General features: G+C 66.0%; 11 protein-coding genes. 6 read left to right on the plus strand and 5 right to left on the minus strand.

The features are described from left to right. The first annotated feature begins 102 nt into the window (after positions 1-102). From A8950_RS09875 to A8950_RS09885, 3 genes are all read left to right on the plus strand, one after another. A complete protein-coding gene (locus tag A8950_RS09875; protein WP_133613482.1) occupies positions 103-735 on the plus strand; it encodes a hypothetical protein in 633 nt (210 codons plus the stop codon). 79 nt (positions 736-814) lie between these two features. After that, positions 815-2026, plus strand: coding sequence for an argininosuccinate synthase (locus tag A8950_RS09880; RefSeq protein ID WP_133613483.1), 1212 nt, complete (start codon positions 815-817; stop codon positions 2024-2026). Between the two features lie 145 nt (positions 2027-2171). Beyond that, positions 2172-2606 (plus strand): DUF3617 domain-containing protein, encoded by a 435-nt coding sequence (locus A8950_RS09885; RefSeq protein WP_133613484.1) that lies wholly within the window; start codon positions 2172-2174, stop codon positions 2604-2606. Between the two features lie 10 nt (positions 2607-2616). Here the strand turns inward: A8950_RS09885 and A8950_RS09890 are convergent, their stop codons facing one another. Next, the gene (locus tag A8950_RS09890) at positions 2617-4533 is read right to left on the minus strand and encodes a sugar-transfer associated ATP-grasp domain-containing protein (protein WP_166645098.1); all 1917 of its coding nucleotides are present in this window, start codon (positions 4531-4533) and stop codon (positions 2617-2619) included. A gap of 293 nt (positions 4534-4826) precedes the next feature. Here A8950_RS09890 and A8950_RS09895 point away from each other — a divergent pair, with 293 nt between their 5' ends. Genes A8950_RS09895 through A8950_RS09905 form a run of 3 tightly spaced genes read left to right on the plus strand, consistent with a single transcriptional unit; the run spans position 4827 to position 9012 of the window. Next, positions 4827-6692, plus strand: a complete 1866-nt coding sequence (locus tag A8950_RS09895) for an LTA synthase family protein (RefSeq protein ID WP_166645099.1) — start codon at positions 4827-4829, stop codon at positions 6690-6692. Further along, positions 6689-8542: an LTA synthase family protein gene (locus tag A8950_RS09900; RefSeq protein WP_133613487.1), complete on the plus strand. Its 1854-nt coding sequence runs from the start codon at positions 6689-6691 to the stop codon at positions 8540-8542. Before A8950_RS09895 ends, A8950_RS09900 begins: the two co-directional genes overlap by 4 nt. A gap of 8 nt (positions 8543-8550) precedes the next feature. Beyond that, a complete protein-coding gene (locus A8950_RS09905; protein WP_133613488.1) occupies positions 8551-9012 on the plus strand; it encodes a GNAT family N-acetyltransferase in 462 nt (153 codons plus the stop codon). 18 nt (positions 9013-9030) lie between these two features. Here the strand turns inward: A8950_RS09905 and lpdA are convergent, their stop codons facing one another. Genes lpdA through A8950_RS09925 form a run of 4 tightly spaced genes read right to left on the minus strand, consistent with a single transcriptional unit; the run spans position 9031 to position 15384 of the window. Beyond that, the gene (gene lpdA, locus A8950_RS09910) at positions 9031-10440 is read right to left on the minus strand and encodes a dihydrolipoyl dehydrogenase (RefSeq protein WP_133613489.1); all 1410 of its coding nucleotides are present in this window, start codon (positions 10438-10440) and stop codon (positions 9031-9033) included. Positions 10441-10462: 22 nt separating this feature from the next. After that, positions 10463-11209, minus strand: a complete 747-nt coding sequence (locus A8950_RS09915; protein WP_133613490.1) for a peptidase C39 family protein — start codon at positions 11207-11209, stop codon at positions 10463-10465. Positions 11210-11213: 4 nt separating this feature from the next. Next, positions 11214-12452: a 2-oxoglutarate dehydrogenase complex dihydrolipoyllysine-residue succinyltransferase gene (gene odhB, locus A8950_RS09920; protein WP_133613491.1), complete on the minus strand. Its 1239-nt coding sequence runs from the start codon at positions 12450-12452 to the stop codon at positions 11214-11216. 49 nt (positions 12453-12501) lie between these two features. Next, entirely contained in the window at positions 12502-15384 is a 2883-nt protein-coding gene (locus A8950_RS09925; protein ID WP_133613492.1) for a 2-oxoglutarate dehydrogenase E1 component, read from the minus strand. Positions 15385-15516: the final 132 nt, after the last annotated feature.

Raw genomic sequence — 15516 nt, forward strand, 5'->3', positions numbered from 1 at the left:
GTCCAGGGGGACTCGCGCAGATTGCATCAAATCTAGATAAGTAAAGGTTACCAAACCCTGAAGAACGGCCCCGAAGAACGAGACCGAGAGCGGATACTGTCGATGCGGAAAAATGTCCTAGTTCCCTGGCCGCGCTGCCTCCTTCCCGCCGCGGCGATGCTGGCGCTGCTGGCGCAAATATCCGCCGCCGAGGAGCCGATGAAACGGCATGTCGCCTTTGGCGACTGCCTCGGCTTCGACCGCGCGGCCTGCGATGCGGTCGCCCGCGACGAGCCCGACAATCTCACCGCCTTTTTCCTGCGCGGCCTCGCGGCCGAACTGGCTGGCGACGGCGCGGCGGCCCTCGCCGATTTCGACGCGGTGGCCAGGCGCGAACCGCGCCATTTCGGCGCCCAGCTCTGGCGTCACATCGTGGCGGCGCGCCTGCACCGGGCGGAGGGAGACGGCTTCCAGGACTATCTCGACCAAGCCGCTCTGCCGCCCTGGCCGAAGGCGCTGGGCGAGCTGTATCTCGGCCTCGCCACGCCGAAGGATGTGCTGGCGCTGGCCGGGAAACAGCCGGCAGCGGCCAGGGCCGAGGCACTCTGCGCGGCCCATTTCCATATAGGACGTCAGGCCGAACTGGCCGGGGACAGCGCCGCCGCCATGGCCGCCTATCGTGCGGCGCTGGCCACCGGCACGACCCATGTCTTCGAATACCGGGCGGCGATGCTTGCCCTTGACGCGGCACCCTGATGCGGCCACCCGTACCCTTGCCACCTCGCCCCAATTCCCCTAGGGTCGCGCCGCTTTTGCAAGCCTGAACGAGGGTTCCATGACGCGCGATATCAAGAAGGTGGTGCTGGCCTATTCCGGCGGCCTCGACACGTCGGTCATCCTGAAATGGCTGCAGGAGACCTATCGTTGCGAGGTGGTCACCTTCACCGCCGATCTGGGCCAGGGCGAGGAGCTGGAGCCGGCGCGCAAGAAGGCCGAGATGCTCGGCATCAAGGAGATCTTCATCGAGGATCTGCGCGAGGAATTCACCCGCGACTTCGTCTTCCCGATGTTCCGCGCCAACGCGCTCTATGAAGGGCAGTATCTGCTCGGCACCTCGATCGCCCGACCGCTCATTGCCAAGCGCCAGATCGAAATCGCGAAGCTGACCGGCGCCGATGCGGTGGCACACGGCGCCACCGGCAAGGGCAACGACCAGGTCCGCTTCGAGATCGGCTATTACGCGCTCAACCCGGAAATCAAGGTGATCGCCCCGTGGCGCGAATGGGATCTGACCTCGCGCACGCGCCTCATCGAATATGCCGAGAAGCACCAGATCCCGGTCGCCAAGGACAAGCGCGGCGAGGCGCCGTTCTCGGTCGATGCCAATCTGCTGCACTCCTCCTCGGAAGGAAAAGTGCTGGAGGATCCCTGGGTCGAGCCGGAGGAGATGGTCTATCAGCGCACCATCTCGCCCGAAGCGGCCCCCGACAAGGCGAGCTATATCGAGATCGGTTTCGAAAAGGGCGATGCAATCTCGATCGACGGCGAGCGCCTGTCGCCGGCGACACTCCTCACCAAACTGAATGCGCTCGGCAAGGCCAACGGTATCGGCCGGCTGGATCTGGTCGAGAACCGCTTCGTCGGCATGAAATCGCGCGGCGTCTACGAGACGCCCGGCGGCACCATCCTGCTGGCGGCCCATCGCGGCATCGAGAGCATCACCCTCGACCGGGGTGCTGCGCATCTCAAGGACGAGATCATGCCGCGCTATGCCGAGCTGATCTACAACGGCTTCTGGTTCAGCCCCGAACGCGAGATGCTGCAGGCCCTCATCGACAAGAGCCAGGAGCATGTCGAGGGCATCGTGCGCCTGAAGCTCTACAAGGGCCATGCCACGGTGGTCGGTCGCAAGTCGCCGAAATCGCTCTACAGCCTGAAGCACGTCACCTTCGAGGACGATGCCGGCGCCTATGACCAGCGTGACGCCCAGGGCTTCATCAAGCTGAACGCACTGCGCCTGCGCCTCCTTAAATACGGCCGCGGCTGAACGCCGGCCAATTCCCGGGAATCCATTGCCCGGCCCGTGACGGCAGTCACAGGCCGGGCGTTCTATTTGTGACCCGGGCGAACCGCATCCGGCATGGCGGCGACGAAGGCAATGTCAGTCAAAATCATTGTTTTTGGAGATCATCATGCGTTTTGCGACCGTCGCCGGCAGCAAGCTTGTCCTCGCCAGCCTGATTACCCTCTCGCTTGCCACCCCCGGCCTTGCCGCCGAGCAGACCCTGCGCCCCGGCAAGTGGGAAGTGCTGACGACCGGCTCGATCGACCAGGCCGGCCAGAAGACGGAGATGCCGGAAAGCCGTGCCGAGATGTGCGTCGAGCCCGCGCCGGAAACCGTTGCCGAAACCCCGGCCGATTCCGGCTGCACCATCGAGACGCTGGAAAAATCCAGCGGCAAGCTGGTGACGCGCGCCACCTGTGGCGAGGTCGTCACCGACAGCGCCATGACGTGGAACGACGAATCCTATGAGAGCGTCAGCCACATGGTGATGACGAGCGGCGGCCAGACCATCATGGAAAGCGATACGAAATCGACCGGCCGCTATCTCGGCGCCTGCGGCTGAAGCGATCCGGTCATCCGCTTCGGGCGGCGCTACCCAGCAGAGCGGGGCCGAGATTCTGCTTCAGGTGGTGTGACATCAGCATGCCCAGGCGCGCGCTGCCCAGCGGGCGCCTGGCGGTGCGCTGGATGATGTCGAGATCCGGGGCGCCATTGGCCTCGATGATGCAGGGGCCGTCGGCCAGGATCGCGATGTCCCAGCCGATCACGGTGAAGTTCTCGAAGGCGGCATGGGCGTGCAGCGCGAGGTCGCAGACCGCCGGCCAGCAGGGCAGGGTCCGGCCCGCAATGGTGCCGCCGCTGGTCGGGTGATGGCTGAACCAGGCGGATTGCGGCGACAGTCCCATATCCGTTGCCGCCCCCAGCGCACCGCAGACGATATCGACAGCCGCCGCGATGCCGCCGGCGTGGAAATTGTCGACCACGGATTTCTCCGAACGCGGCATGCGAAAGGCGGCGCCGGTCACCTCGAATCCGCCGCGTTCATTGCGGCAGGTCACGACCCGCACCGTCGCCAGAGCACCGCAACTGAGATCGGCCAGGTCCGGATGATTGCGGAGGCGCGGCTGCACGATCAGGCCACGCGCATGCGAGCGACGCAGGATCTCGGCGCGCAGTTCCGCACCAGACCGCCTTGAACCGTCACTGCCGCGATAGCCGGGCTGCGGCTGGGCCTCGTAGAGCCAGCGGCTGGCCCCGTTGCCGCCGCAGCCCTTGCGCGGCTTGATGAAGAGGTCGACTGGCGGCAAATCCGCCGCTGCACCCGTCACCATCTCGACCTTTCCGGCGCTGGCCGCGAAATGGATCGGCACGGTCCGCAGGCCGAGCTGCCGGCAGCGATTGTGAAAGGCCAGCTTGTCGCTGAGCCGCTGTTCCGCATCGCTTCCGCCGATCGAGTCGCGCCGCAGGATTTTGTAAGCTGCCCCCTTGGTCTCGCCGCGTTGCAGGAAATCGCCAGCCTGCGTCGCCAGAGACGGCCGCCACAATTCGAACATGTAGTAGTTCTTCGGGATCAGCCGATGGCGGCGCATCAGGCCGAACTGCTCGCGCAGCTGGATCCAGCGCGACTTGCCCGACAACCGCGCCACCGCCCGGCCGAGGCGCCAGGTATAGGCAAGGGCGGCCAGCCAGCCACCGATTCCCGCACCGGCACCCAATGCCAGAACCGCCTGTTGGCGGCGGCGCGGACTGAACCGTTCGGTCGTCAGGGTGGCGGTGGCAAAGGCCATCTGCGCGGCATGAATCGTGGCGGCGCCGTCCGGCGCCACCTCGGCCGCGGCAATCTGGGCACGCAGCGCCTGCTGCCCGGACAGTGCCGTCGCCAGCATGATGAAGGCCAGCAGGTACAGCTCGAGGCAGACGAATTCAATGAGGTCGGCGAGATTGTCGAAGCGTTGCGCATCGACCCCGAGGAGGCCGCGCAGCCGCGTCTCGCCGAGATCGAGGCCGAGGCTCAGGGTATGCAGGGCGAAGCCGATGAGCGCCAGGGTCACCACTGGCGCCACTGCCGTCCGCGCCTGCGGCCGCCGCCACAGGGTGAGCAGAATGAAGCCGCCGGTCAGCGCCCAGCAGAACAGATCGCCGATCCAGGCCGGCCAGGCGGCCAGAGTGCCGTTCTCGGCCAAATCGCCGCCCAGTTCGAAAATGCCGAAGGCCACGCAGGCGAAAGCCAGGGACAGCCAGAGCAGCCGGTCGGCATATCCCGGCACGTCCAGCCGGGCCAGCGCCAGGGCCACCCAGGCGGCGAGGCCATAGACCAGGCAATTGACGGCATCGACCATGTCGAAGGGGACGAATTCCGCGACCACGAAGGCCAGCAGGGCCAGAGGCACCATCAGACCCCAAAGGGTCACGGCGTGGATGAAGCCGCCGGCGCCGGCGGAGATGGCCATTCCCGGATAAGTCAGATCATGAGTGCTGGACTTGAACATGCGGTTCGGCCTTCGGCGGATCCCCGGCCCGAATCGGCCGGAACGGCATCCTAAGGTCCCGATGATGACGGCGCGCTGACGGGGCGATGTCAGCGCGGCGACAGGTCGGCCTCGACCGAGGGGCGGCATGGCCGGCGATCACGGCGATTTGTTACCGCGGCAGGCACCGATCCATGACTCTTTTGTTAAGTTCGGATAGAAAGTCGGCCGGAACCGGCAAGGCGGCGCCATGGCCGGGCAAATGGTGGCTTCGGCAATTTCAAGGCTTTGGCAGTCAAGGCTGTGGCGGGCAGATGACGGGTTCCTTCATTTCGGCGGCGCTGCGTGGCAGCAAGCTTCTTCCCCTGCTGGCCGCCAATCTGGTCTATGGACTGGCGTTGCTGCTTGCGGCCCTGCTCTTTGCGGTCGCCGTCGCGCCGCTGGCGGTCCTGCGCGACCTCGTCCTCTTCAACCTGATTGCGATCCTGCTGCTGGCCTGCGCCCGGCGCATCTGGGCCTGGCTGCTGCTCGTCGCCTTGCTCTCTGCCGTCTTCGTGCTGGGCTCGGCTGCCAAGATTGCGCTGCTCGGGCGCCCGATCATGCCCGAGGATGCCCACAGCGTCGTCGCCCTGACCCGCATCATGGGGCCGATGGGCTGGGTCGTCGTGGCGCTGCCACTCGGTCTCATGGCGCTGCTGCTGATCGGCAATCTGAAGCTGGACACGCGCCGGGCGGCATTCTCCCTCGCCCTGCTTGCCGCGGCACCGCTTTCCCTGGCGCCGGTGGCCGAGCCGGCCCTGCGCCTTGCCGACCGGCATATCGGCAACGCCCCCTGGGACCAGCGCGAGAACTTCGTCGGCCGCGGTCCCGCGACGCATATGCTGCAGGAAACCCTGCGAGCCTATGCGCTGATCCAGCCGCCACCTGATGCCGAGGCGGTGACGGCGGCGATCGAGCGCCTGCGCCAGCGCGCGGGTGCCTTCTCGGCCGATCTGGCATTGCTCCCCGCCATTCCGGTGGGATTCGACGGCGATGTCTATGCCGCCGGCCAGCGCCGCAACGTCCATATCCTGTTGCTGGAGAGCTTCTGGGATCCGACCCCGCTGCTGGATGCCGAGACGCCGATCCTCGATCCGCGCTTTTATGCCCTCTGGGACGAGACCGGCCGCTCGACGGCACTCTCGCCCACTTTCAGCGGCGGCACCGCCAATGCCGAGTTCGAGGTGCTGTGCGGCTTCCCGGTGGATTCCTGGGCGGTCAAATTCGAACTCGGCTTCAATGCCGTGCCCTGTCTGCCAGCCCAGCTCAGGGATCAGGGCTATCGCACCATCGCCTCGCATCCCAACGATGCCGGCTTCTGGAACCGCGTCAGCGCCTATCCGCGTCTTGGCTTCGAGCACTTCTGGTCGAAGCCGGATTTCGTCGCCGACGAGATGATTTCCTGGATGCTGTCCGACCGCTCGCTCTATCGCCAGATAGCGGAAAAGATCGCGGCGGACGAGACGGCGGCGCCGGTGCTCAACTTCGTCGTGACACTCTATGGCCACTGGACCTACGACATGGTGCCGGAGCGGCCGGCCATCCTGCCGATCGATCCCGCGCAGGCCGAGCTCGGCCAGTTCGCGACGGCGATGCATTACAAGTCGATCGAGCTGATGGACGAGATCGAGCGCCTGCGACGTGCTGATCCTGATGCCCTCATCATCGCCTTCGGCGATCACCTGCCCAATCTCGGCTACAATTGGGGTGGCTACAAGAACAACGGCTTCTTCAAGGGCGGTTGGGGCGACTTCCCGGCCGAGATGTATCTGCGCTCGCGCGAGACGCCGCTCATCGTCATCGACGGCCGCAACGGGCCGGTGGCGGTGGGCCGGCAGCCGCTCTATCGCCTGAACGGCCTCATCCGCCAGCGCCTGCATCTGACGGGTCCCGCCATCGCCGATCTGCTGCCGCAGCCACACGGCCTCACCCTGCGCCCGGTGCCGGATACGCTTCTCGGCCTCGATCAGGCCGGTACGCCTTTCCTGTGCAAGCCGGGGGAAAGCAGCGGGCCCTGTGCGATCGCCACCGACTGGCTCGCTGATGTGAAGCTTGTTGCCCAGGATTTGTTCGACGGCAGCGGCCATGCGCTTGGGGCGCTGTCGGCGGAACGCTATCCCGTCAGCGCCGCGCTGAGATGAGCCAGCCGCGCGGTTTCTGGCGTGGTCGCTGGCTGATCCCCATCGCCAGCAGCCTTGTTCTTTACGGATGCTTCTACCTGCTGCAAAGCGTCCTCTTCAATGTTGCCATCGTGCCCGTCCGCGTGCCCGCAGATCTCGCCCTCTTCACGGCGCTGTCGCTGCTGCTCTTTGCGCTGGCAAGGCGGGTCTGGCCGTTCCTGATCCTGCAGGCCCTGCTCGCCGCCATGCTCTATCCGGGCAGTGCCGCGAAGATCGCCATCATGGGCCGCCCCTTGATGCCCGAGGACATCTACAGCCTTGAGGCCTTCATCCGCCTGATGGGTCCGCTTGGCTGGGTGCTGGCCGGCATTCCGCTTTTCCTGATGGCGCTCCTCTTCATCGGCAATCTGCCGCTCGGCCGCCGCCTGGCACTTTCGGCCGTGATCGTGCTGCCCGTCGGCTCCGGCATAGCGGGGGGTGGCATCGCGGGGGGTAGCCTGGCGGCACCCACCCTGCTTGCCTGGATGGACGATATCTGGGGCGACAAACCCTGGGACCAGCGCGAGAATTACGTCTGGCGCGGCGGCACCATCCACATGGCGCAGGAATTGCTGCGCGTGGCGGCCATCGCGCAGCCGACGCCGGCGCGCGATGATGTTGCGGCGGTCCTTGTCCGCCATGCGCCCGCGCCCCGGCCCGGCGGCCTGCCGGTCGCGACGCCGCGCAACGTGCATCTCGTGCTGGAGGAAAGCTTCTGGGATCCCGCACCTCTCACCGCGACGGGGCTCGCGCAGTCGCCGCTCGATCCGCGCTTCCTCAAACTCTGGGATGCCGCCGGGCGCTCGACCGCGCTCTCGCCTGCCTTCGGCGGCCAGACCGCCAATGCCGAGTTCGAGGTGCTGTGCGGCTTCCCGCTGGCGCAGGGCGCCGTGCGCTTCGAACAGCCGCTCAACGACGACCTCCCCTGCCTGCCGCGCCTCCTCGCCGGTTACGGCTATCGCAGTATCGCCTCGCATCCCAACACGCCGGGCTTCTGGAACCGGGCCGCCAGCTATGACCGGCTCGGCTTCGAGACCTTCTGGTCGTCGGGCGATTTCGTCGCCGACGACATGACCTCGATCTTCCTCGCCGATGCCTCGCTGCACCGGCAGGTAGGCGAAAAAATCGCCGCCAGCGCCGATCCACGGCCGGTCTTCGACTATACCGTCACCTATTACGGCCACTGGCTCTACGACCTCGATGCGCGGCGCCCGCAGGCCTTCGCGACCAAGACCGCGGTCGAAGAACTGCACCGCTATGTCAGCGTGATGCACTGGAAATCGCGCGACATGATGGACGCGATCGAGCATTGGCAGCGGACCGACCCGGATGCCCTCATCGTCGTCTTCGGCGATCACCTGCCGCTGCTGGGCCAGAACCTCGCCGGCTATGCCGAATCCGGCTTTCTCGGCAATGGCGGGGATAGCGAGGATGCCGCCATGCAGATGCGCAGTGCCGAGACGCCGCTGCTCGTGATCGACGGGCGCAACGGGCCGGTGAAGCTCGGCCGCGTGCCGATGTACCGATTGCCGCACCTGGTGCTGGATCTCCTGGGCATACCCGATGCCGGGATCCATGCCCTGGCGACACCCCCCGATGACTTGATCCTGCGGCCGCTGCCCGGCAAGGTTGTCGGCATGGATGCCGCAGGCCGCGACTTTCTTTGCCAGGGTGGCACGCCCATTCCGCCCTGCGACCGGGTGGCTGCCTGGCAGGCCGATATCGACCTCCTCGCCCGCGACATTTTCAGCGGCGATGGCCATGCCCCGATTCTGCTCGACCGCCCGCAGCGCCATCCGCCGGGTGTTCCCATCTCCGCCCTGCGGCAGTAGAACGGCACATGGTCAGGATCCGGAAACTCACCGCTGGGGATGTCGACGCCGTCCAGACGATGGTGCGCGCGTTCGGCGCCTATCTGACGGCGCTCGGCGATTCCTGGACGCACAACTTCACGTCTGAGCGCTATCTGACCGATGGTTTCGGGCCCAACCCCGCCTTCCATGGCCTCATCGCCGAGGATGATGGCGGGGCGCTGGGTTATCTGCTGATGTCCCCCAATTACGACGTCGATCGCGGGATCAGGATCGAGATCGTGGTGGACCTCTGGGTCAACGAACGTGCGCGCGGCAAGGGAATCGGCAAGGCGCTGATGCGGGAAGCGGCGGATCTGGCGCGGCAGCGCGGCGCGCGGCAATTGCTCTGGGCGGTCTTCAAGCCCAACAAGCTTGCAGCCGATTTTTACCGCGGCATCGGCGGCAGGCTGGTCGACGATCTCGACTGGATGTACCTGCCGCTCGACTGAGCGGCAGGAGTCTCGCCCCTACATGCTCAGCGTCTTGCCGGTAACGGCGATGGCCGCTTCCTTGACCGCCTCGTTATGGGTGGGGTGGCCGTGGAAGGTGCGGGCGATGTCCTCGGCCGAGGCCTGGAATTCCATCGCCGTCACGATCTCCTGGATGAGGGTACCGGCACCGGGCCCCAGGATATGGCCGCCCAGTACGCGGTCGGTCCTGGCATCGGCCAGGATCTTCACCGTGCCGTCGGTCTCGCCCGCCGCCTTGGCGCGGCCGTTCGCCATGAAGGGGAACTTGCCGACGCGGTATTCGATGCCGGCCGCCTTCAGCTCTTCCTCGGTTTTGCCGACACCGGCGAATTCCGGGCTGGTATAGACGATGCCGGGGCAGGTCCCGTAATTCACATGGCCCTTCTGCCCGGCCAGGATCTCGGCCAGGGCAAAGCCTTCCTCTTCCGCCTTGTGGGCCAGCATCGGCCCGGCGATGACATCGCCGATGGCATAGATGCCCTTCACATTGGTGGCGAAATGGGCATCGGTCCTGATGCGGCCGCGCTCGTCGAGGGCGACGCCCGCCTTGTCGAGGCCGAGGCCCTCGACATAGGGCCGGCGCCCGATGGAAACCAGCACCACGTCGCCGGCGACGGTCTCGGCCGTCCCGCCCTTGGCCGGTTCGACGCTGAGCTCGACCTTGGCGCCCTTCGCCTTGGCGCCGGTCACCTTGGCGCCCAGCTTGAACTCGATGCCCTGCTTGGCCAGGATCTTCTGGAACATGCCGGCCAGTTCGCCATCCATGCCGGGGACGATGCGATCCAGGAACTCGATCACTGTCACCCTGGCGCCGAGGCGCCGCCAGACCGAGCCCAATTCCAGGCCGATGACGCCACCGCCGATGACGACCAGATGCTCCGGCACCTTCTCGAGTGCCAGCGCGCCGGTCGAGGTGACGATCTTCTTTTCGTCGATGGCGAGGCCGGGGAGCGGCGTCGAATCCGAGCCCGTGGCGATGACGATATTCTTCGCCGCGACCACCTGGTCCTTGCCGTCGGCACCGGTCACCTTGACCTTGCCCTCGCCCAAGAGCGATCCGGTGCCCTTCAGATGCGTCACCTTGTTCTTCTTGAACAGGAACTCGATCCCCTTGGTGAGGTCGCCGACCACCTTCTCCTTGCGCGCCATCATGGTCTTGAGGTCGAGGGAAACGCCGTTCACCTTCACGCCATGGGCGGCCAAGTGATGCGCGGCCTCCTCGTATTTCTCCGAGGAGGAGAGCAGGGCCTTCGAGGGAATGCAGCCGATATTGAGGCAGACGCCGCCGAGGGTCGTGCGCTTCTCGACACAGGCGGTCTTGAGGCCCAGCTGTGCCGCCTTGATGGCGCCGATATAGCCGCCCGGCCCGCCGCCGATGAAAATTACGTCGAAGCTCTCTTCGGCCATCGCCTCTACTCCAATTGGATGGTTACACCTGGGGACCGCGGATCAGCACCACGGCGCGTTCCGCCCGCGGTCCGCATTTCGCCATGTCCATGAACGCCTTGTGGGTAGCCGGGCGCGCCGTCTGCGAGCGCGCCGTCTGGCCCTTCTCGCGCGAGATCCAGGGGTCGTTGATATAGACCTTCTCGGCATCGGCCCCGGCGAAGATGACCCAATGCGGGGTATTGTCGCCGTGGAAAGCACGGGTATTGACCAGGACGATCGGCACCGCGCCCTCGTTCCGAGCCTGCGCCAGATCGGCGACATCCCATTTGCGACGCAGGATAGGCAGGCCGGTGTCGCGCACCATGCGCTCGTCGGCCTCCTGCATCATGCGCCCGACCTTCAGCCAGTCGGGGTTGCTCTGGTAGTAGGAGAGGATCGGCCCCTTGTGGCTGAGCCAGATCTCGGCATGGAAGCCGCGCCGCCAGGCAGCCAGCGCGATGCCATAGGGCGAGGAGCCGGCATGGCCCTTGCCCATGAAGACCGTGTTGGCCTCGCGCCAGATCTGCAGCTCGTGCAGCCGGTCGAAGGGTGTGGCCTTGTCCAGCGTCTTCATCGCCATCAGCAGCGAAGCCGCGCCGCAGGTGAAGCCGGTGCTCTGGTTGTAATAGGGCAGGCGCTTCGGCTGCGCCGCCTTGCGTGCGGCCTTGGCTGCCGGCTGCCGCTTCGCCGCATTGGTCCTGACCGCGGATCTCTTGCGCAGAGCCGCCTTCTTCACGCTTCTTGCCATGGCATCACATCTCGATCAGCAGGCGCTGCGGATCTTCGAGGCTTTCCTTGAGGCGCACCAGGAAGGTGACCGCCTCGCGGCCGTCGATGATGCGGTGGTCATAGGAAAGGGCGAGGTACATCATCGGCCGGATCTCGATCTTGCCGTCGATCACCATCGGGCGCTGCTGGATCTTGTGCATGCCGAGGATGCCGGATTGCGGCGGATTGAGGATCGGCGTTGACATCAGCGAGCCATAGGTGCCGCCGTTCGAGATGGTGAAGGTGCCGCCGGTCAGCTCCTCGATCGAGAGCTTGCCGTCGCGTGCCTTCCTGCCCAGCTCGGCGATCTTCGCCTCGATCTCGGCAAAGCTCATGGCATCGACATCGCGCACCACCGGGACGACCAGACCCTGCTCGGTGCCGACCGCGACACCGATGTCGTAATGGTTCTTGTAGATGATGTCATTGCCGTCGATCTCGGCATTGACCGCCGGGATCTCCTTCAGGGCCTGCAGGGCTGCCTTCACGAAGAAGGACATGAAGCCCAGCTTGACCTTGTGCTTCTTCTCGAAGCCTTCCTTGTACCTGTCGCGCAGGGCCATCACGGCGGTCATGTCCACCTCGTTGAAGGTGGTCAGCATGGCGGCGGTGTTCTGCGCCTGCTTCAGCCGCTCGGCGATGCGGCGGCGCAGGCGCGACATCGGCACCCGCTCCTCGCGCGGGGCGAGGTCGCGCGGCACATGCGGCACCACCGGCGCCGGGGCAGCAGCCGGTGCCGGCGCCGGTGCGGCGGCCGGTGCTGCCTTGCGCTTTTCGAGGAAATCGATCACGTCGCCCTTGGTCAGGCGCCCGTCCTTGCCCGAGGCCGGAATGGCAGCTGGGTCGAGGCCGTTCTCCTCGACCAGCTTGCGCACGGCCGGGGCGAGACCATCGGTTGCAGCACTTTCGGCCGCCGCCTGCTTCACGGCGGGTGCCGGCGCCGCAGCCGCGGCGGCTGGCTTGGCGGCGGGTGCTGCCGCGGCGCCGCCGCCGGCGATGTGGCCGATGACCGAGCCCACGGCGACCGTGGCGCCGGCCGGGGCGACAATCTCGCCCAGCGTCCCGGCGACAGTCGCATAGACTTCCTGGGTGACCTTGTCGGTCTCCAGTTCGACCAGCGCCTCATCCTTCTTCACGGGGTCGCCGACATTCTTCATCCATTTGGCGACGGTCGCCTCGGTGACCGATTCGCCCAGGGCCGGAACCGTGATCGGGGTCGTCATCTGTTCATCCTCCAGATACCTTGTCTGCCGCCTTGCCGTGGAGACGCGTTCAGCCGAGGCTGAGCGCCTCGTCCACCAGCTTGGCCTGTTCCTTGATATGCCGCTTGTAGAGTCCGGTCGCGGGTGAGGCCGCGGCCGGGCGGCCGACATAGCGCACGCGGCGCTGTTTCGCGTTCATCTCTTCCAGCACGGTGTCGATCTCCGGCGAGACGAAGAACCAGGCACCCATGTTCTTCGGCTCCTCCTGGCACCAGACCACCTCGGCGCCGGCGAAGCGATTCAATTCACCCTGCAGCGCCTTGTGCGGGAAGGGATAGAGCTGTTCGACGCGCATGATATAGACGTCCTCCAGGCCGCGCTTCTCGCGCTCCTCGAAGAGGTCGTAATATACCTTGCCGGTGCACAGCACCACGCGCTTGATCTTCTTGTCCTGAAGCTGGGTGTTGTCGTCCCACAGCACGCGGTGGAAGGTGGTGCCCGGACCGAATTCGCTGAGCTTCGACACCGCCAGCTTGTGCCGCAGCAGGGATTTCGGCGTCATCAGGATGAGCGGCTTGCGGAAGTTTCGGTGCAGCTGGCGCCGGAGCGCATGGAAGTAGTTGGCCGGCGTGGTGATGTTGGCCACCTGCATGTTATCCTCGGCGCAGAGCTGCAGATAGCGCTCGAGCCGGGCCGAGCTGTGCTCCGGCCCCTGGCCTTCATAGCCGTGGGGCAGCAGCATCACGAGTCCCGACATGCGCAGCCATTTGGATTCGCCCGAGGAGATGAACTGGTCGATGATCACCTGGGCGCCATTGGCGAAATCGCCGAACTGCGCCTCCCAGAGGACCAGTGTCTTTGGTTCGGCCAGGGAATAGCCGTAATCGAAGCCGAGCACGCCCGCCTCCGAGAGCGGCGAGTTGATCACCTCGAAATAGGCCTGGCCGTCGCGGATATGGTTGAGGGGGACGTATTCCTCCTCGGTTTCCTGGTCGGTGAAGACGGCATGGCGCTGGCTGAAGGTGCCGCGCTTGCAATCCTGGCCGGAGAGGCGCACGCCGAAACCCTCGTCGAGCAGGGTGCCGAAGGCCAGCGCCTCGCCGGTTGCCCAATCGATGCCCTGGCCCGACTTGAACATCTCTTCCTTCTGGTTGAGCTGGCGGGCGATCTTGCGGTTGAGGTTGAAGGTGCCGGGCACCGTGGTCATCGCCTTGCCGACCAGCTGCAGCTTGTCCTGCGTGACGGCGGTGTCGCCGCGCCGCTCCTCGCCGGACGCGATGGCGAGGCCGGCCCAGGCGCCCTCCAGCCAGTCCGCCTTGTTCGGCTTGTAGGAAGCCGAAGCCTCGAACTCGGCCTCGAGCCGCGCCTGGAAGGCGTTCATGATGCCGTCCGCATCCTCCTGGCTGATCGAGCCCTCGTCGACCAGCTTCTGGGCATAGATCTGGCGCGTGGTGGGGTGCGTCGCGATCTTCTTGTACATCAGCGGCTGGGTGAAGGCCGGCTCGTCGCTTTCGTTGTGGCCGAAGCGGCGATAGCAGAACATGTCGATGATGACGTCGTGATTGAATTCGTGACGGAAATCCATCGCCGTCCGCGCCACATGCAGCGCCGCCTCCGGGTCGTCCGCATTGACGTGGAAAATCGGCGCCTGGATGGCCTTGGCGATGTCCGAGCAATAGGGGCCGGAGCGCGAGGCGGTCGGGCTGGTGGTGAAGCCGATCTGGTTGTTGATGATGAAATGGATGGTGCCGCCGACCTCGTAGTCGAACAGCTGGGAAAGCTCCAGGCATTCCGGCACCAGGCCCTGGCCGGCAAAGGCGGCGTCGCCATGCAGCAGCAGGCCCATGACCTGCTCGCGCTTCTTGTCCTTGCGCTGGTCCTGCTTGGCGCGGACCTTGCCGAGGACGACCGTGTTGACGCATTCGAGATGCGACGGGTTCGCGGTCAGCGACAGATGCACGACACGGCCGTCGAACTCGCGGTCGGCCGAGGTGCCGAGGTGGTATTTGACGTCGGCCGAGCCCTGCACATCCTCGGGGTTCGAGGCGTTGCCCTGGAATTCCGAGAAGATCGCGGCATAGGGCTTGTTCATGAAATTGGCCAGCACGGAAAGGCGCCCGCGATGGGCCATGCCGATGACGACCTCCTTGAGGCCCAGCTGGCTGCCGCGCTTGATGATCTGTTCGAGGGCCGGGATCAGCGTCTCGCCGCCGTCGAGCCCGAAGCGCTTGGTGCCGGTGTATTTCTTGTCGAGGAAGTTCTCGAACATCTGCGCTTCGGTGAGGCGCTCCAGGATGGCGCGCTTGCCGCGTTCGGTGAAGTCGCGGTGGTTGCGGCTGCCCTCCATGCGCTGCTGCAGCCACTTGCGCTGGTCGTTGTCCTGGATGTGCATGTATTCGACGCCGATCGAGCCGCAATAGGTCTCGCGCAGCGCGCGGATGAGCTGGCGCAACGTCGCCGTCTCGAAGCCCATGGCGCCGTCGAGGAAAATCTCGCGGTCGAGGTCGGCATCGGTGAAGCCGTGGGTGCGATAGTCGAGTTCGGGATGCCGGGCGCGGGGCTTGAGGTCGAGGGGGTCGAGATTGGCCTCGAGATGGCCGCGCACACGATAGACCCGCACCAGCATGATGGCACGCAGGCTGTCCCGTGCGGCGAGGCGCTGGTCGGCGGCAGAAAGGGTGCCGATGCCCCGCGCCGTCCCGGCCATGGCCGGTTCGGCCAGAGCGGCGCCGTTGCCGCCGCCGTTGCGGCCGATTTCGATCGAGCGGTCGCGCGGCGCCCAGCTGGCGCCCTTGATGTCCTTCAGGGCGATCTGTGCCTCTTCCTTCAAATCCTCGAAGAAGCCGCGCCAGGAAGCGTCGACCGATTGCGGGTCGACCAGGTATTTGGCGTAGAGTTCCTCGATAAAGGGGGCGTTGGGGCCGGACAGGAAGTTGGTGTGGTTCTGATCCATATTCCACCCATTGGGGCCGCTGGGCCCGGTCTTTGAAAGGTCAGCCTCTGAGAGGTCAGCCTCTGAGAGGTCAGCCTGCCGGGCGGGAAGCTGGCGACGGCGCCCGGCGCCCCGCTCGGCTCCCCGATTCCG

The organism is Dongia mobilis (assembly GCF_004363235.1).
Taxonomy (GTDB): domain Bacteria; phylum Pseudomonadota; class Alphaproteobacteria; order Dongiales; family Dongiaceae; genus Dongia; species Dongia mobilis.